The 17,683-nt window shown below is 71.4% G+C and carries 13 protein-coding genes and 1 other RNA gene; 5 read left to right on the plus strand and 9 right to left on the minus strand.

The features are described 5' to 3' along the window. Positions 1-39: 39 nt before the first annotated feature. From ssrA to ftsE, 5 genes are all read right to left on the minus strand, one after another. Positions 40-427: a transfer-messenger RNA gene (gene ssrA, locus ACVHNB_RS36135) on the minus strand. Positions 428-544: 117 nt separating this feature from the next. After that, on the minus strand, positions 545-1,096 hold the full coding sequence (gene smpB, locus ACVHNB_RS36140; RefSeq protein WP_428954349.1) for an SsrA-binding protein SmpB: 552 nt from the start codon (positions 1,094-1,096) through the stop codon (positions 545-547). A 19-nt stretch (positions 1,097-1,115) separates the two neighbouring features. After that, on the minus strand, positions 1,116-2,282 hold the full coding sequence (locus ACVHNB_RS36145) for a S41 family peptidase (protein ID WP_456226792.1): 1,167 nt from the start codon (positions 2,280-2,282) through the stop codon (positions 1,116-1,118). A gap of 78 nt (positions 2,283-2,360) precedes the next feature. Further along, positions 2,361-3,278 carry a permease-like cell division protein FtsX gene (ftsX, locus tag ACVHNB_RS36150; RefSeq protein ID WP_428954347.1) on the minus strand — a complete coding sequence of 306 codons (918 nt, stop codon included), beginning with the start codon at positions 3,276-3,278 and terminating at the stop codon, positions 2,361-2,363. 41 nt (positions 3,279-3,319) lie between these two features. Then, positions 3,320-4,009, minus strand: coding sequence for a cell division ATP-binding protein FtsE (ftsE, locus tag ACVHNB_RS36155; protein ID WP_365573138.1), 690 nt, complete (start codon positions 4,007-4,009; stop codon positions 3,320-3,322). 331 nt (positions 4,010-4,340) lie between these two features. Between ftsE and ACVHNB_RS36160 the strand changes: the two genes are divergently transcribed. Beyond that, a complete protein-coding gene (locus ACVHNB_RS36160; RefSeq protein WP_428954346.1) occupies positions 4,341-4,532 on the plus strand; it encodes a hypothetical protein in 192 nt (63 codons plus the stop codon). A 99-nt stretch (positions 4,533-4,631) separates the two neighbouring features. Here ACVHNB_RS36160 and ACVHNB_RS36165 read toward each other — a convergent pair whose 3' ends face one another. The 4 genes from ACVHNB_RS36165 to ACVHNB_RS36180 form a co-directional block, all read right to left on the minus strand. Then, complete coding sequence (locus ACVHNB_RS36165) at positions 4,632-5,456, minus strand: hypothetical protein (RefSeq protein ID WP_428954345.1); 825 nt, start codon at positions 5,454-5,456, stop codon at positions 4,632-4,634. Between the two features lie 325 nt (positions 5,457-5,781). Further along, on the minus strand, positions 5,782-6,888 hold the full coding sequence (gene prfB, locus ACVHNB_RS36170; protein WP_428954344.1) for a peptide chain release factor 2: 1,107 nt from the start codon (positions 6,886-6,888) through the stop codon (positions 5,782-5,784). 200 nt (positions 6,889-7,088) lie between these two features. Continuing rightward, positions 7,089-8,324 (minus strand): serine/threonine-protein kinase, encoded by a 1,236-nt coding sequence (locus ACVHNB_RS36175; protein WP_428954343.1) that lies wholly within the window; start codon positions 8,322-8,324, stop codon positions 7,089-7,091. A gap of 133 nt (positions 8,325-8,457) precedes the next feature. Then, positions 8,458-10,131 (minus strand): serine/threonine-protein kinase, encoded by a 1,674-nt coding sequence (locus ACVHNB_RS36180; RefSeq protein ID WP_456226793.1) that lies wholly within the window; start codon positions 10,129-10,131, stop codon positions 8,458-8,460. 425 nt (positions 10,132-10,556) lie between these two features. Here ACVHNB_RS36180 and ACVHNB_RS36185 point away from each other — a divergent pair, with 425 nt between their 5' ends. The 4 genes from ACVHNB_RS36185 to ACVHNB_RS36200 all read left to right on the plus strand — a co-directional run bounded on the left by ACVHNB_RS36185 (position 10,557) and on the right by ACVHNB_RS36200 (position 17,665). After that, positions 10,557-13,616 (plus strand): FHA domain-containing protein, encoded by a 3,060-nt coding sequence (locus tag ACVHNB_RS36185; RefSeq protein ID WP_456226794.1) that lies wholly within the window; start codon positions 10,557-10,559, stop codon positions 13,614-13,616. A 257-nt stretch (positions 13,617-13,873) separates the two neighbouring features. Then, entirely contained in the window at positions 13,874-15,244 is a 1,371-nt protein-coding gene (locus ACVHNB_RS36190; RefSeq protein ID WP_428954340.1) for an ABC transporter substrate-binding protein, read from the plus strand. Positions 15,245-15,458: 214 nt separating this feature from the next. Beyond that, positions 15,459-16,787, plus strand: a complete 1,329-nt coding sequence (locus ACVHNB_RS36195; protein WP_428957646.1) for a carbohydrate ABC transporter permease — start codon at positions 15,459-15,461, stop codon at positions 16,785-16,787. Next, a complete protein-coding gene (locus ACVHNB_RS36200) occupies positions 16,784-17,665 on the plus strand; it encodes a carbohydrate ABC transporter permease (protein ID WP_428954339.1) in 882 nt (293 codons plus the stop codon). The genes ACVHNB_RS36195 and ACVHNB_RS36200 overlap by 4 nt, the downstream gene beginning before the upstream one ends. The last annotated feature ends 18 nt before the right edge of the window (positions 17,666-17,683 follow it).

The raw sequence follows: 17,683 nt of genomic DNA on the forward strand, positions 1-17,683 counted from the left end.
CCGACTGTGGTGAACAGCCGGGCCAAGGTCTACATGGGGTGGTGGAGATGGCGGGAATCGAACCCGCGTCCAACGGTGCAGCAGCAGGGCTTCTCCGTGTGCAGTTCGCTTCGATTTTCTCGGCCCCGGTGATCACGCGAACAAGTCGCCGACGGGCCCAGTCACTGTTTGATTTCCCATCGAACCCCGTGACCGGGCTCGATGGTTTAGTTCCCTAGATTATGCCAGGGTCCGGGTCGGGAACACCCCCGGGCTGACACCCTTTTAGGGTCCTTCAGTCGCTGTTATTAGGCAGCGAGGGCGAAGGACTGGGAATCGCTCTTGGAATTGGCGATTATTGGTTGCGACATATGGTTAACGAGATCATTGCCGCTTCCTCGACACGCTTCACCTGCTTCGACAGCCGCTGTCGAAACCGATCATCCCCATGTTGATTTTTCAAAGTGGATCTCTCGATCCGGTGCCCCTGCGTGAGGAGCAGTGCCATCGTACGTGACCAACACCCGACGGTGCCAGCGTATTCCCCGGCGCCCGTCGCGGCCGGTCAGCGCTCGCGGGCCCGCTGGCGCCGCTTCGCCGCCGCGATGGCACGGTCCGAGTCCCTGCGGTCCTGCTGTTCGCGCAGCGTCTGCCGCTTGTCGTACTCCTTCTTGCCCTTGGCGAGCGCGATCTCGGCCTTGGCGCGGCCGTCCTTGAAGTAGATCGCGAGGGTCACGATCGTGTGACCCGACTCCTGGGACTTCGACTCCAGCTTGTCGATCTCCTCGCGGTGCAGGAGCAGCTTGCGCTTGCGGCGCACGGCGTGGTTGGTCCAGGTGCCCTGGCTGTACTCGGGGATGTGGGCGTTGTGCAGCCACGCCTCGCCCCCGTCGATCTGGACGAAGGCGTCGGCCAGGGAGGTCCGCCCCTGGCGCAGCGACTTGACCTCGGTGCCGGACAGCACGATGCCGGCCTCGTAGGTGTCCATGATCAGGTAGTCGTGCCGCGCCTTCTTGTTCTGCGCGACGATCTTGCGCTTGCCGTCCTTCTGGTCGGACGCCTTCCCCTTGCCCTGCTTGGGCTGGGACTCCTTCGGTACGTACATTCCCTTGGCCATAGTGCTGGCCATTTTCGCACTACGAGGGGTCCCCGAGGCCACTCAATACTGTCTCGGCCCGCTCCTGGGCCCCGTCGGCGGCCTCCAGGTCGGGGGTGATGCCCCGGCCGTCCACGCTCCGGCCCGAGGGGGTGCGGTAGTGGCCGACGGTGAGCTCGGCGACGGAACCGCCGGGCAGCCGGCTCGGCATCTGGACCGAGCCCTTGCCGAAGGTACGGGTGCCCACCACGACCGCGCGGCCGCGGTCCTGCAGGGCTCCGGTGAGCAGCTCGGCCGCACTCATCGTCCCGCCGTCGACGAGCACGACCACCGGTCTGGTGGTGTCGCCGCCGCGCTCGGCGTGCAGGGCGCGCTGCGCTCCGCGTACGTCGTACGTCGCCACGAGCCCGCCGTCCAGGAACGCCGAGGCCGCGCTGACCGCCTCGGTGACCAGGCCGCCCGAGTTGCCCCGCAGGTCGAGGACGAGGCCGGCGTCCGCGGGCAGCGCGCGCACCGCCTTGCGGACCTGCGCGCCGGAGCCCTTGGTGAAGGCGCTGACCTTCAGCAGGGCGGCGCCGGAGCCGAGACGGGTGGCGGTGACGGAGTCGGTCGACAGGTTGGCGCGGCGCAGCGTCTCGCTCCACGCGCGCGTGCCGCGCTGCAGACCGACGCGTACGGGCGTGCCGGCGTGCTCGCCGCGCAGCAGGCCGAGGACCTCGGTGACGGGGCGGCCGGTGACCGGGCTGCCGTCGACGGCCGCGATGCGGTCGCCCTCGCGGATGCCGGCGAGCTGCGCGGGCGATCCGGAGCGGACCCTGGTGACCTGGACGTCGCCGTCGGCGGCCCGTCGCGCCCAGAGCCCGACGCCGGTGTACTCGCCGTCCAGGGACTGCTCGAACTCCTCGTACTCGCCCTGGGAGTAGACCGCGCCCCAGCGGTCGCCGCTGCGGCTGACGGCCTCCTCGGCGGCCTGCGTGGGGGACTTGCCGTCCTCCATCGCCTCGGCGGCGGCCTCGGTCGGGTCGGCGAGCGGTTTGTCGTGCGCGGCAGCGGCCACCGAGCTGCCGGTGTCCGCCCCGGTCCCGTCGGCCTCGTCGGGCCAGGACCCGGTCGCGGCGCCGGTCGCGAGGATGCTCGCGAAGACCAATGTCAGGGTCGCCCCACGGCCGATGCGGCGGGGCCGGGAGAACAGTTCCGGGCCTGACATGTCGGTGAGTCTAGGACAACGCGGGGCGCCGTACGGGGTGTTGACCCGCTCGGCGCCCCGCGTTCCGGGGGACTCTCGTCACACCTTCAGGTACTTGCGCAACGCGACGAACGCGGCCAGCGCAGGCATCAGAACGCTCACCGCGAGGATGAGCGGCAGCTTCGTGAGCACCGCGTCCCAGCCGATGAAGTTGATGAGCTGGAGCTTGTCGGAGAGCGCGACGCCGTTGTCGATGACGAAGTACTGGCCGGCCGCCAGGAAGACGCAGGCGATACCGCCGCCGATGAGTCCGGCGACCGCGGCCTCCATGATGAACGGCGCCTGGATGTAGAAGCCGGACGCGCCGACCAGGCGCATGATGCCGGTCTCGCGGCGGCGGCTGAACGCGGACACCCGGACGGTGTTCACGATCAGCAGCAGCGCGACCACGAGCATCACCGCCATCACCGCGCCGGCCGCGTAGTTCAGGTAGCTGAGCAGCCGGAAGAGGTTGTCCAGCACGCCCTTCTGGTCCTGCACGGACTGCACGCCGGGCCGCCCGTTGAACGCGGTCGCGATGACCTGGTACTTCTCCGGGTCCTTCAGCTTGATCCGGTACGACTCCTGCAGCTGGTCCGGCGTGAGGGAGCTGGCCAGCGGGGAGTCGCCGAACTGCTCCTTGTAGTGCTTGTACGCCTGGTCCTGGGACTCGTACGACACCTTCTGTACGACGCCCATCTTGCCGAGGTCGTCCTGGATCTGCTTCTTCTGCTCGGCGGTGACCGGGCCCTTGGCGCAGTTCGGGTCGGACTCGGAGTCTCCCTTGTTGCACAGGAAGATCGAGACGTTGACCTTGTCGTACCAGAAACCCTTCATCTGGTTGACCTGGTCGCTCATGAGCAGCGAGCCGCCGAACAGGGCGAGCGAGAGGGCCACCGAGATGATGACGGCGAAGGTCATCGTGAGATTGCGGCGGAGACCGACGCCGATCTCCGACAGAACGAATTGGGCACGCATAACGCTTACTGAGCCTTTCGCAGCTTCTCTCTCGGTACTTCTCAGTGCTGGTAGCCGTAGACGCCGCGCGCCTGGTCGCGGACGAGGCGGCCCTTCTCCAGCTCGATGACGCGCTTGCGCATCTGGTCCACGATGTTCTGGTCGTGGGTGGCCATCACCACGGTGGTGCCCGTGCGGTTGATCCGGTCGAGCAGCTTCATGATGCCGACCGAGGTCTGCGGGTCGAGGTTGCCCGTGGGCTCGTCCGCGATCAGCAGCTTCGGCCGGTTCACGAAGGCGCGGGCGATGGCCACGCGCTGCTGCTCACCACCGGACAGCTCGCCCGGCATCCGCTCCTCCTTGCCGCCCAGGCCGACGAGGTCGAGGACCTGCGGCACGGCCTTGCGGATCTCGCCGCGGGACTTGCCGATGACCTCCTGCGCGAACGCGACGTTCTCGCCGACGGTCTTGTTGGGCAGCAGGCGGAAGTCCTGGAAGACCGTGCCGAGCTGGCGGCGGATCTGCGGGACCTTCCAGTTGGAGACGCGGCCCAGGTCCTTGCCCAGGACGTGCACCTGGCCGTGGCTGCACCGCTCCTCGCGCAGGATCAGCCGCAGGAACGTCGACTTGCCGGAGCCGGACGAGCCGACCAGGAAGACGAACTCACCGCGCTCGACCTCCAGGGAGACATCCCTGAGGGCGGGCCGGGTCTGCTTGGGGTAGACCTTGGAGACGTTGTCGAATCGGATCACGGGTGCGCCTCGGAGCGTCGTGGGCGTCGGGGGCGGGGCGTCTTCCGAGACGCCCCCTCGGTGAGCGTGACCATACGCGAACCGGGGCGCGGGGCGCAGGCGCCGTCCCTGGTTGCGCGTTTTGTCCCGGTGCGGGGTCTACGGTAGGGCCGGTTTTGTCCGGGCCGTGCCTGGTCAGGGACGGTCCTGGGGGTGAGGCGCGCCGAAAATCCCGGAAGCTGGCACAGTGGTAGGGGGAACGGTTGCGTTTCCCGGAGCGTTGAGCGGAGAGAACCAGTGGGAAACTGGCAGCCGGTTCAGTCGGCTCCGCCGCGCGGGAGGAGGAGAGCGCATGACCTATGACCGGTTGGTGTGCGCGAACTGTGCGGCGCCGGTGAGCGAGGGCCGCTGCCCGGTGTGCCGGGCGAACCGGGAGCGGCTGCAGCAGCAGAACCCGCTGTCCGGGCTGAACCCGATGGCGCTGGTCGCGCTCGTGGCCGTCCTCGTGGCCGCGGTGGCCCTGCTGGCCCATCAGACGGTGTAGCCCGCCGAAGACCCGCCGAGACCCGCCGAGACATACGGAAGGGCCCGGAGCCGTTCGGCTCCGGGCCCTTCCGCGTGCGCCGGGTCGGTCAGGCAGGCGTTACGCGGCAGCGCCGCGGTTGCCGGCGAGACGCGGCAGCAGCCGGAAGCCGACACCGCCCGCGATCATCGTCGCGGCACCGATCAGCAGGACCGTGGTGCCGTCGGCACCGGTCTCGGCCAGCTCGCCGCCCTTGCCCTGGGCACCGGTCTGCTCGGCCGGCGTGGAGCCGGTGTCCTGCAGGCTGTCCTTGCCCTGGCCCTGCTCGACGGGGTTGTTGTTGCCGTCGGGGTCGGTCTGGTCGCCGCCGGTGGACGAGCCACCGTTGCCGCCGCCGTTGCCGTTCCCGCCGCTGTTGCCGTTGCCGCCGTCGGTGGAACCGCCGTCGGTCGAACCGCCGTCCGTGGCACCGCCGTCGGTCGCGCCACCATCCGTGGCACCACCGTCGGTCGCGCCACCATCCGTGGCACCACCGTCGGTCGCGCCACCATCGGTCGCGCCACCGTCGGCACCGGCGATCGCGCCGCCGTCCGTCGCGCCACCGTCGGTCGCGCCACCATCCGTGGCACCACCGTCGGTCGCGCCGCCGTCCGTGGCACCGCCATCGGTGGCGCCGCCGTCCGTGGCACCACCATCGGTCGCGCCACCGTCGACACCGGCGATCGCGCCGCCGTCCGTCGCGCCACCGTCGGTCGCGCCACCGTCGTCACCGGTGCCGCCGAGCAGGCCGACACCCACGCCGTCCTCGTCGGCGCTCACGTGCGCCAGGCCCGGAACGTCGACCTCCAGGGCGGAAGCGGCACCCGCGGCGGTCAGCGACGCACCGGCGGCGATCACCGCACCGGCGGCTATCCGCGCTACACGGATCCGCGTCTTCTTGGTCATCTGTCTGCTACCCCCAGTAGCCAATCGTCAATGGAGCAGCGCCCGGGACCGCGTTCAACCGGGGGGCAGCAGAGATCGCGTACGACCAGCCCCCGTTCACACGCGTCCCACTGATACGCATGCCGCGCGCCAGCCTTCCCAGTTTTCAGATCAACGTCAAGGTCGTTGCGCACGCGATGACCCGAAATAGGGGGAGTTGACCGCCGTACGGACATGTGACTGTGACGTAAAAGGCCGTAAGACCTTCACAGTCGGAAGCACCACCGGAAAACAAAAGGCAACTGCCGCTCGGTGAGCGGCAGTTGCCTTGTCGATAAATCGCGGGTTACTTCTCCTGCTGCTTGCGCCAGCGAATTCCGGCCTCGATGAAACCGTCGATCTCGCCGTCGAGCACGGCCTGCGGGTTGCCGACCTCGAACTCGGTGCGGAGGTCCTTGACCATCTGGTACGGGTGCAGCACGTACGAACGCATCTGGTTGCCCCAGGAGCTGCCGCCGTCGCCCTTGAGGGCGTCCATCTTGGCCCGCTCCTCCTGGCGCTGACGCTCCAGGAGCTTGGCCTGCAGCACGTTCATCGCCGTGGCCTTGTTCTGGATCTGCGAGCGCTCGTTCTGGCAGGAGACCACGATGCCGGTGGGGATGTGCGTCAGACGGACCGCGGAGTCCGTCGTGTTCACGCCCTGGCCGCCGGGGCCCGAGGAACGGTAGACGTCCACGCGCAGGTCCGACTCGTCGATGTCGACGTGGTCGGTCTGCTCGACGACGGGGAGCACCTCGACGCCCGCGAAGGACGTCTGGCGGCGGCCCTGGTTGTCGAACGGGGAGATGCGCACGAGGCGGTGCGTGCCCTGCTCGACGGAGAGCGTGCCGTAGGCGTACGGGACCTGGACGGCGAAGGTGGTCGACTTGATGCCGGCCTCTTCCGCGTACGACGTCTCGTAGACCTCGGTCTTGTAGCCGTGCCGCTCCGCCCAGCGCAGGTACATGCGCTGCAGCTGCTCGGCGAAGTCCGCGGCGTCGACGCCGCCGGCCTCCGCGCGGATGTTGACGAGGGCCTCGCGGGAGTCGTACTCGCCGCTCAGGAGCGTACGGACCTCCATCTCGTCCAGGGCCTTCTTCACCGAGGTCAGCTCGGACTCGGCCTCGGCGCGGGTGTCCGGGTCGTCCTCCTCCTCGGCCATCTCGAAGAGGACGGAGAGGTCGTCGATACGACCGCGCAGCGCCTCGGCCTTGCGGACCTCCGCCTGGAGGTGGCTCAGCTTGCTGGTGATCTTCTGCGCCGCCTCCGGGTCGTCCCACAGGGACGGCGCGGCCGCCTGCTCCTCGAGCACGGCGATATCTGCCCTCATCTTGTCGAGGTCCAGGACGGCCTCGATCGACTCCATGGTCGAGGAGAGGGACTTCAGCTCTTCGGAAACATCGACGACTGCCACGAGACCAGCCTAACGGCTGGTGCAAGTGGTCTCCGCCGGGTGCCGGTGCGTGGGTGCTCCGGGGGCGGGTTCGGGGGTGTGTTCTTGTCCGCGGGCCGGTGGGGGCTGGTCGCGCAGTTCCCCGCGCCCCTGGGATGCGCACTTCGTGCGCCATCCCAGAGAAGAAGGCTGCGGCTTCGCCGCAGCCGAGAACGTGTCCCCTACGGCTGGGCCGGTGCCGAGTTCTGGTTGTCGGACGGGGGCGGTTCGTCGCCTCCGGAGGAGACCGCCCAGATGCCGCCCCCGATCGCCGCCGCGAGGGCGACCCCGGCCACGCCGAGCGTGATCCGGCGGCGGCGCGCGGGGTGCCGGTTGCGGGCCGAGCCGGGCCGGGGCGCACCCGCGGCGCGCGGCGCGCGGGCCGTGCCGCGGGCGCCGCCGGCCAGCTCGTCCGGTGCCGGGACCCGCATCGACGTATGGGTGTCGCGGTTGGAGTCGGCGGGGGCGGAGCCGGGGACCAGGGAGACCGCGCCGCGGCGGGGCGCGGCGGGCTCGGCGGGCTCGGGCTCGGTCTGCTGGGACTCCTCGGGGGCCGGGTCCGCGTCGGGCTCGTCCACGTCCAGCGGGGCCATGCCCGCCAGGAGGGGCTGCAGTTCGCGCAGCCGGGCCGCCAGCTCCGAGGCCCGCAGACGGGACGCCGGGGCCTTGGCCAGGCACTGGATCAGCAGCTGCCAGAGCTCGTCGGGGATGCCGGGGAGCGGGACCACGGTCTCCGTGACGTGGCGGCGCAGGATGGCGCCCGGGTGGCCGCCGCCGAAGGGGGTGAAGCCCGCGAGGAGCTCGTACAGGACCGTCGCGAGGGCGTAGATGTCGACGGCGGCGCGGGGCGGCAGGCCCTCGATGATCTCGGGGGCCAGGTAGTCCGGCGTACCGATGATCTTCGTGGCCTTCGTGCGGCGCGGGGTGTCGATCAGCTTGGCGATGCCGAAGTCGGTGAGGAGGGCGGGGTGCGAGCCGCCGGGGCCGAGCGGGCCCTGCATGTCGAGCAGGACGTTCTCGGGCTTCACGTCGCGGTGCACGATGCCGGCGGCGTGCGCGGCGGCCAGGGCGTCGGCGACGTCCGCGGCGATGGCGACGGCGGCCTCGGGGGCCAGGCGCCGCTCGCGCTCCAGGCGGGTGCGCAGATCGGTGCCGCGGATCAGGTCCATGACCAGTGCGAGGTCGTTCCCGTCGACCACCAGGTCCTGGACGCCGACCACGCGCGCGTGGTCGAGGCTCAGCAGGGCGGTGCGCTCCTGGACGAAGCGGCCGACCAGCTCCTGGTCGGAGGCGAGGTCCTCGCGCAGCAGTTTGATGGCGACGGGACCGTCGGGTCCCTCGCCCAGCCACACCGTGCCCGCACTGCCGCGCCCCAGGATCTGGTGTGCGGTGTACCGGCTGCCGATCTTCCGTGCCAAGGCTGCTCCTACAGACGCGTGTTGGCGCCCAAGCTACGCGGCCCGGACGCCAACCAACGCATCAGAGGGGGAAATCACCCGTCGGATGTCGACAAATCTCCAACGTCACCGCTCAGTTGCGGTGCCGGACGGCTCAGTTGCCCGTTTTGCTTCCCAGGTCGCCGACCCAGTCCTTCGCCGTCGAGAACCAGTCGGACAGCTGCGCCCAGTAGCCCTTGCCGGTGCCGATCCAGTCCTGCAGCGGCGTGAACTCCCAGACCAGCCAGCTCACCACGAACAGGATCACGATCATGAACAGGCAGCCCTTGAGGCAGCCGAGACCGGGGATCTTCATCGGGTTGGAGCTGCGCCGGCGCGGCTCGCGGGGCTCCCGGGCGGGCGGGGCCTGCCGGGGCTGCTGCGGCGGCGCGTACTGCTGCGGCTGCTGCTGCGGCTGCTGGCGCTGCGGGGCGTACTGCTGCGGCTGCGGTGTCTGCCGGCGCGGCTGCTGAGGCGCGTACTGCTGCTGCCGGGGCTGCTGCTCGGGACGCGACACCTGGCGCTGGGGGCGGCGGCGCAGCGGGTCCTCGTTCGGGTCGAGGTACTGGACCTGCGTCTGCTCGTTGCGGTCGCGGGCCGCGCGCAGCTGGTTCTGCCAGGGGTGCGGGTCGTCGGGGTTGCCGCCCGCCGGGTTCTGGCCGGGCTGGTGCGGCGGGACCGGCGGCATGACGGCGGTCGGGTCGGCCGCGCCCCGGTTCGGCAGCACGGAGGTGGGGTCCGCGTCCCCGTACTGGTTGGCCTGGCCGCCCTGATGGTTCATGACGCTGGTGGCGGCGTTCGGGTCGTACTGGCCCGCGTTGTTCGGCAGCACCTGGGTGGGGTCGGCGGCGCCGGGGACGTCCGGCACCTGCGCCGGGTCGGGGTCCGGCATCAGCAGGACGCCCACGCCCTCGGCGGCGGCGATCTGCGCGCTGTTCGCGTGCACGCCGATGCCCTCGGCGACGGTACGCAGGCCCCGCGCGAGGTTCTCGGCGCTGGGCCGCTCGTCCGGGTTCTTGCGCAGACAGCGCTCGATGACCGTCCACAGCGGGTCGGGAACCGTGGAGGGGCGGCGCGGCTCGGCGCTGAGGTGCTGGTGGAGCACCTCGAGGGCGGAGCCGCCGGAGAACGGGGGCCGGCCGGTGACCAGCTCGTACAGCAGGATGCCCGCGCCGTAGATGTCGACGGCGCTGGTCTGCGGACGGCCCTCGGCGGACTCCGGGGCGACGTACGCGGGCGTGCCGACGAACTCGTGGGTGCGGGTCAGGCCCGGAGAGTCGGCGAGGCGCGCGATGCCGAAGTCGGTCAGCATCGGGTGCATGCCGCCGTCGTCCTGCTTGAGCAGCACGTTCGCCGGCTTCAGGTCGCGGTGCACGACGCCGTCCGCGTGGCTGGCGGCGAGCGCGTCGGCGATCTGCGCGGTCAGCAGCGCGGCCGCGACCGGCGAGAACGGACCGTTCTCGCGCAGATAGCGGTGCAGGTCCGGGCCGTCGATCAGGTCCATGACGAGAGCGAGCAGCTCGCCCTCCACGACCAGGTCGCGGGTACGCACGATGTTCGGGTGGGTGAGGCGCAGCAGGACGGAGCGCTCGCGCAGGAAGCGCATCACCACGTCCGCGTCGTTCGCCAGCTCCTCCTTGAGGACCTTGATCGCGACCGTCTCGCCGGGCTGCCCGGCGACGGCCGCCTCGGCGCCCGCGGTCTCGCGCTGGCGGGCCCGCCAGACGGTGCCCGTGGCGCCGCGTCCGAGCGGCTCCTCGAGCAGGTACTTGCTCCCTACCGGCCGCACGTCATGCGCTCCCTGCATCGGTACTTGCTTGGTCTGCCCGGTCCCGGGTGTTCCGACCCACTCTAGTGGCGGCGCCCCCGGTACAGGCTGTCGATCTTCTTTGACCCTTCTTGACCACTTTCCATGACCACACCCCCCGACAAACCCGTGTTCGACGAGAAGACGCAAGCGCCGCGTTCTTGGTTGCCGTCCGCGCGACGTGACCGATCTCAAGCGGCCTCCAGGAGGCATGCACCAGGCACTTTTGCGGGCAGAGCCGACCAATCAAGATCACTTACGGGTGGGGGGCGGGCGTGTTGTCAGTGGCAGGTGCGAGGATGCCCCCAGCACTGGCTGACGTGCCCGTGGTGGTGGGGGGAATCCGCGGTGGGGACCGCGGGCCGGCCCCGTCCCGGGCGCCCGCGCAGAAGGGACCGCAGACGGCGATGCAGATCCGCCTTTCCGTCGTAGACCCCCTGGGCACGCGCCCCGACGCGTCCGCGCGCGACGCCGCCGCGGGCGGCGCCGTGGATGTGCTGGTCACCGCGCCGGCGGGCACCGCGCTCGCCGCCGTCGCCTCCGGACTGGCCACGGCCGTCGCGGGCGGCGACGCCCCGTCCTCCGTCCTGTACGCGGGTGCCGAGCGGCTCGACGCGCAGCGCTGCCTGCTCGGGGAGCCGCCGTTGACCGACGGTGCGGTGCTCTCGCTGGGCGCCCCCACGGACCCCGGGCCCGAGCCGGACGGCGCGGCCGCGCAGCTGCACGTGGTGGCCGGTCCGGACGCGGGCGGCGTCCATCTCCTGCACGGCGGGCAGATCCGCGTGGGGCGCTCCGCCGACGCGGACGTGCCGCTGGACGACCCGGACGTGTCACGGCTGCACTGCGCGGTGACGCTGGCCGCCGACGGCCGGGTCACGGTGGTGGACCTCGGTTCGACGAACGGGACGACGGTGGACGGCCGCCCTCTCGACGAGCGCCCCGTGCGCCTCTCCCCCGGCGCCCTGCTGCGCCTGGGCGAATCGGCGCTGCGGGTCTCCGGCGCGGGCGACGGGGCCCGCCCGGCGCCGCTCGCCACGGCGCCCGACGGCGAGGGGCACGTCCGGGTGACCTTCGGCGCGGCCGCGGAGCCCCAGGACACCACCGCCCCGGACGAGACCCGCCACGCGTACGGGGACGCCGCCTGGGGCGCCGCGGGTGAGCACCCGGCGGGCGCCGAGCCCATGGTCCCCGAGCAGGGCACGGCGCCCGACGTGGAGCAGACCCGGGCGGGCACACCGCCCCGCGGCACCGCGCTGCCCCGCACCCCGCGCCGGCGCGGGGGCCTCGGGCGGCTGCTGCGGCGCGGCCGCGACGAGCAGGACCAGCAGCACGAGATCCACGAGCCGTACGCGCTGCGCACCCCGCACACCCCCGAGACGTACGAGGACGGGCCGGACCCCGCGCCGGGCCCCGGGCCCCTCGCCGCCGAGACCTGGCCCGACGCCGCCTCCCTGCTGCTCACCGCGCTCGGCCCCGGTCCCCGGCTGTGGGAGCGCGGGCCCGGGCACCCGGAGTCGCTGGCCGTGCGGCTCGGCACCGTCGACCGGACGGGCCCCGGCGGTGGCGGGCTGCTGCCCGCGGTCCCGGTGACCGTGGGGCTCGCCGAGGCCGGCGCGCTGGGGCTCGCCGGTCCGCGGGCGCGGCTGGCGGGGCTGGCCCGCTGTGCCCTCGCCCAGCTCGCGGCGCTGCACGCGCCGGACCGCCTGGAGATCGTGCTGATCGCCACCGACCGGGCCAGGACCGTGCCGGAGCGCGTCGCCGAGTGGTCCTGGCTCGGCTGGCTGCCGCACGTCCGCCCGGCGCACGGCCAGGACTGCCGGCTGCTGCTGGCGTACGACCGCGAGCAGGCGGCGGCCCGCACCGGCGAGCTGCTGCGGCGGCTCGACGACCATGCGGCGGGCCTTCGCCCGGCGCGCACCGGGTCGGCGGAGGCGGAGGCGGCCGCCGTCTCGACCGTCGTCGTCATCGACGGCGACCCCGGGTCCGCCGCGCTGCGGGAGGCCACCGTGCGGCTCGCCGCCGAGGGGGCCCCGGCCGGGATCCATGTGCTGTGTCTGGCGGAGACGCCCGCCACCTCCCCCGCCTCGCCGGTCACCGAGACGTACGAGGCGGCCTGCGCGCAGTCCCCGGCGTTCCGGGCGTGCGGCGCCGTGGCCCTGCTCAGCGGGGACGTGGCGACGGCGCTGCGGCTGCACCGGGCCGCCCGCGGTCAGCTCGTCGGGCACGGCACGGTCGCCACGGTGGACGCCGTCTCGCTCGCCTGGGCGGAGCGTTTCGCGCGGGCGCTGGCCCCGCTGCGGACCGACGCGGGCGGGTCTGGTGCCCGGCACGCGCGCGTGTCCGCTCCGCTGCCTCATATCGCGCGGCTGCTGGACGAGTTGGGGCTCGCCCGGGCCACCCCGGCGTCCCTGATGGCCCGTTGGGCCGCCGCCGCGGACGATCCGGGGTCGATCGGCGGCCGGGTGTGGGCGGTGCTCGGGGCGGGGCCGCGCGGTCCCGTCGCCGTCGACCTGGCCGCGGACGGACCGCATCTGCTGGTCGAGGGGCCCGCGGGCAGTGGCCGTACGGAACTGCTGCGTTCGGTCGCCGCGTCCCTCGCCGCCGCCGAGCGGCCCGACCGGCTCGGCATCGTGCTCGTCGACGGGCAGGCCGGCGGCACCGGCGGCGACCGCGCCGAGGGGCTGCGGGTCTGCACCGACCTGCCGCACGTCACCACGCATCTGGGGGCCAACGACCCGGTGCGGATGCGGGAGTTCGCCCAGTCGCTGACCACGGAGCTGAAGCGGCGGGCCGAGCTCATAGGGCGTACGCACTTCACGGAGTGGCACACCCAGCGCGCGGTCTCGGGGCGGATGATCACCCAGCGCACCGCGCCGCCCTCCAGCGGTACCGGTGACCTGGAGGCGCCGCCGAGCTCCACGATCCGACTGCGGCCCGGTGCGGCGCGGGAGAAGACGGAGGCCGCGCCCCCGCTGCCGCGGCTCGTGGTCGTCGTCGACGATCTGGACGCGCTGCTCGCGCCGCCGCTCGGTTCGCCGGGGCGGCCCGCCGCCGGGTCCGTCGTGCGCGCCCTGGAGGCCGTGGCGCGGGACGGGGACCGGCTCGGGGTGCATCTCGTGGCGGCGTTCGCCGCCGGCGCGGCTCCGGGGTGGACGGCCCGGCCGCTGGTGGTACTCGATCCGCCCGGGTCCGGCGTGGAGGATCCCGCGCCGGGGCGGGGGCGGTTGCACGCGGCCGACGGGCGGGACGTGGGGCTTCAGGCGGGCCGGGTGACCGGGCGGATCCCGCGGACGGCCACGCTGCGGCCGACGGTCGTCGCGCTGGACTGGGCGCGCATGGGGGATCCGCCGGACCGGCGCCCCGTAAGGGAGCTGGGGAACGGGCCCACGGATCTGGCCCTGCTGGCCAGTGCGCTGGAGCGGGCCGCCCGGTCCGTGGCCGCCCGGGAGGTGCCGTCGCTGTTGTGACGGGCCTGAGGACGAACGGGCCTGAGGACGGCTTGAGCGGGCATCGATCATGGATCGGGCCCGGCACCGTCACATCATCGGGCCCCTGGCTCAACTCCCGTGCTGCATATAGACGTTGACGTATCACGACCCCGTCACGATCACCGCCTTGACACCACGGGCACTCTTGCCGGTTCTCCCTGGTCGGGCGTAGACCAGTGCGCACGGGACAGCGCTCGGTACGTACGTTCAGCGTTCAGGACGAGAACGGGGCAGTGATGCGCAGCACTCTTCGGACACCCATATTCCGCCGGGCCGTCGTGGCGGTGACCGCGGGGTCACTGGCCCTCGCGCTCACCTCCTGCGGGGGCGACAGCAAGGACGACGAGCCGAGCGGGGACAGCGGCGGCACGTCGCCGTCCTCCGGGCTTCAACTCCCCAAGCTGGACGGTGAGTCGCTGGAGATCGCCGCGGTGTGGACCGGTGACGAGCAGAAGAACTTCAAGCAGGTGCTCAGCGAGTTCGAGAAGCGGACGGGCGCGAAGGTCACGTTCGTACCGGCGCAGGACCCGATCATCAACTTCCTGGGGTCGAAGGTGGCGGGCGGCGCCCCGCCGGACGTCGCGATGCTGCCGCAGCCCGGCGCTATCAAGCAGGCCGTCGACAAGAAATGGGCCAAGCCGCTCGGCAAGGACGCCCAGGCCCAGCTCGCCAAGAACTACAGCAAGGGCTGGCAGGACCTGGGGACGGTCGACGGGACGCAGTACGCGGCCTACTACAAGGCCGCCAACAAGTCGCTGGTCTGGTACAACGCCAAGGTCTTCGAGAACGCGGCGGCCCAGGAGCCGAAGACCTGGAAGGAGTTCCTGTCGACCGCGCAGGCCGTCTACGACTCCGGTGTGACGCCCGTGTCGATCGGCGGCGCCGACGGCTGGCCGCTGACCGACTGGTTCGAGAACATCTACCTCTCCCAGGCGGGCCCGGAGAAGTACGACCAGCTGGCCAAGCACGAGATCAAGTGGACGGACCCGACGGTCAAGAAGGCGCTGACCACGCTCGCGCAGCTGTGGGGCAAGAGCGACTTCATCGCGGGCGGCAACAAGGAAGCGGTGCAGACCGAGTTCACGAAGTCGGTCGAGCAGACCTTCACCGGCGGCGACCAGCCCAAGGCCGGGATGGTCTACGAGGGCGACTTCGCGCAGGTCAACATCCAGCAGACCAAGGCGAAGATCGGGACGGACGCGAAGGTGTTCCCGTTCCCGGCGGTCGGCGACCAGGCGCCGGTGGTCAGCGGCGGTGACGCGGCGGTGATCCTGAAGGACTCCAAGGCCTCGCAGGCCCTGGTGACGTGGCTGGCCTCGCCGGAGGCGGCGACCATCCAGGCCAAGCTGGGCGGCTACCTCTCCCCCAACAAGAACGTGGACCTGTCGGCGTACCCGAACGAGGTGCAGCGCACGATCGCCAAGGCCGTCATCGACGCGGGCGACGACTTCCGCTTCGACATGTCGGACCAGACCCCGCAGGCGTTCGGCGGCACCCCCGGCAAGGGCGAGTGGAAGGCGCTGCAGGACTTCCTGGTGAACCCGAAGGACGTCGCGGGCACCCAGCGGACGCTGGAGGCCGAGGCGGCCAAGGCGTACAAGGACTGACGGGGCGATGACACCGGCCGCCGACGGCGGCGGCCCGGACAACGCCGCCAAGTCACCGGACACCTCGGCCGACTTGGCGGCGACGCCCTCCGGGCCCGCCCCCGACAAGACCCCCGAGAAGACCGCCGTGAAGAACTCCGCGAAGACCTCCGTGCAGACCACCGACACGGCTTCCGGCCGGGCTTCCGCCACGCCTCCAGGCCGCTTCAAGAGCGTGACCGGCACCCGCCGGACGGTCGCGGTGCTGTTCCTGCTGCCCGCGCTCGTGCTGCTCGGCGCGCTGGTCGTGTACCCCATCGGGTTCTCGATCGTGCGCAGCTTCTTCGACGCGTCGGGCGACTCGTTCATCGGGTTCGACAACTACGAGACGCTGTTCACGCGCGCCGACACCAAGGCCGCGATCAACAACAACATCTTCTGGGTGGTGCTCGCCCCGACGGTCGCCACGGCACTCGGCCTGATCTTCGCCGTGCTGACGGAGCGCATCCGCTGGGGCACCGCGTTCAAGGTCGTCGTCTTCATGCCGATGGCGATCTCGATGCTGGCCGCGGGCATCATCTTCCGGCTGGTGTACGACCAGGACCCGGAGAAGGGCGCGGTGAACGCGGTCTGGGTCGGCATCCACGACACGTTCGCCGAGTCGTCCGCGTTCCCGAAGGCGCATCCTCGGCCGAACGGGACGCTCGCCGGGCAGAGCGGCGGCCCCTACCTCACCAAGGAGCCGGTGCGGGCCGGGCAGCCGGTGAAGCTCGCGCTCGTCGGTGTCGCCGCCGATCAGATGCCGAAGGACGCGAAGCCGGCGAAGGAGCCGCGCAACGCGCCGGCCGAGGTCACCGGCACCGTCTGGCAGGACTTCACGCTCGGCAAGGGCGCGGGCGGTGTGAACGGTCTCGACTCCACCGAGCTCGGCTACCCGGGCATGCGGATCGAGGCCGTCAAGGGCGGCCAGGTGGTGGCGTCCACCACGGCCGCGGCCGACGGCACGTTCGCCCTGCCCGCCAAGGCCGACGGCGCGAAACTCCGGCTGCCCGCCTCGAACTTCAAGGAGGCGTACAACGGCGTCGACTGGCTCGGCGACAAGAAGTTCTTCACGATCCACCTGGGCGGCTTCGACTTCTACCTCAACATCGTGACGACCTCGATCATGGTCTCGTACGTGTGGATGTGGGCCGGCTTCGCGATGGTGCTGATCGGGGCCGGACTCGCCAGCATCCCGCGGGAGTTGCTGGAGGCGGCCCGGGTGGACGGGGCGTCCGAGTGGCAGGTGTTCCGGCGGGTCACGGTGCCGCTGCTCGCGCCGGTGCTCGCCGTCGTCCTGGTGACCCTGATGATCAACGTCCTGAAGATCTTCGACCTGATCTTCATCATCGCGCCAGGTGCCTCGCAGGACGACGCCAACGTGCTGGCGCTGCAGCTGTACCGGTCGGCGTTCAACGACGACGACGTAGGCCTGGCCAGCGCGATCGCGGTCCTTCTGCTGCTGCTCGTGATCCCGGTGATGTGGTTCAACATGAGGCGACTTCGGCGGGAGGCACGGCGATGACCACCGTCGACGAGTCAGTGAAGGCACGGCGCTCGTTCGCGAGCCGCGTCACCGAGAGGGTCGGCGGCGGCGTCGTGCAGTTCGTCCTGGTGCTGGTGGGCGCCATGTGGCTGGTGCCGACGGTGGGGCTGCTGCTGTCCTCGCTGCGCAGCCCGGCGGACATGGCGGCGAGCGGCTGGTGGAAGGTGTTCAGCGAACCCTCGCAGCTCACCTTCGACAGCTACCGCAGCCTGCTGGAGAACTCCGACATCACCAAGTCGCTGGTCAACACGATCCTGATCACGGTGCCGGCGACCCTGCTGGTCATCGTCATCGGCTCACTGGCCGGGTACGCGTTCGCCTGGATGGAGTTCCCGGGCCGCGACTGGTGCTTCCTGATCGTGGTGGGGCTCCTGGTGGTGCCGGTGCAGCTCGCCCTGGTGCCGATCGCCAAGCTCTTCGGCAGCATCGGGATCTTCGGCTCGCTGCTCGGCGTGATCCTCTTCCACGTCGGGTTCGGGCTGCCGTTCGCGGTGTTCCTGCTGCGGAACTTCTTCGCGGAGATCCCCCGCGAACTCCTGGAGGCGGCACGCCTGGACGGCGCCGGTGAACTGCGCCTGTTCGTCCGGGTCGTGATGCCGCTGGGCGGTCCGGCGATCGCCTCGCTCGGCATCTTCCAGTTCCTGTGGGTGTGGAACGACATGCTGGTCGCGCTGATCTTCACGGACACCGGCAGCCAGCCGATCACGGTCGCCCTGCAGACCCAGGTCCGGCAGTTCGGCAACAACATCGACGTGCTCGGCCCCGGCGCGTTCATCTCGATGGTGATCCCGCTGGCCGTGTTCTTCGCGTTCCAGAAGCAGTTCGTGTCCGGCGTGATGGCGGGCGCCGTGAAGTAGTTCCACCGTCGCGGCATC

This window comes from Streptomyces sp. YJ-C3, from assembly GCF_053891275.1.

Excerpts from the sequence above, each read along its gene's own strand:
- smpB (WP_428954349.1), bottom strand. The coding sequence starts at position 1,096 with ATGGCCAAGGGAATGTACGTACCGAAGGAGTCCCAGCCCAAGCAGGGC.
- ACVHNB_RS36145 (WP_456226792.1), bottom strand. The coding sequence starts at position 2,282 with ATGTCAGGCCCGGAACTGTTCTCCCGGCCCCGCCGCATCGGCCGTGGG.
- ftsX (WP_428954347.1), bottom strand. The coding sequence starts at position 3,278 with ATGCGTGCCCAATTCGTTCTGTCGGAGATCGGCGTCGGTCTCCGCCGC.
- ACVHNB_RS36160 (WP_428954346.1), top strand. The coding sequence starts at position 4,341 with ATGACCTATGACCGGTTGGTGTGCGCGAACTGTGCGGCGCCGGTGAGC.
- ACVHNB_RS36165 (WP_428954345.1), bottom strand. The coding sequence starts at position 5,456 with ATGACCAAGAAGACGCGGATCCGTGTAGCGCGGATAGCCGCCGGTGCG.
- ACVHNB_RS36185 (WP_456226794.1), top strand. The coding sequence starts at position 10,557 with ATGCAGATCCGCCTTTCCGTCGTAGACCCCCTGGGCACGCGCCCCGAC.
- ACVHNB_RS36190 (WP_428954340.1), top strand. The coding sequence starts at position 13,874 with ATGCGCAGCACTCTTCGGACACCCATATTCCGCCGGGCCGTCGTGGCG.
- ACVHNB_RS36200 (WP_428954339.1), top strand. The coding sequence starts at position 16,784 with ATGACCACCGTCGACGAGTCAGTGAAGGCACGGCGCTCGTTCGCGAGC.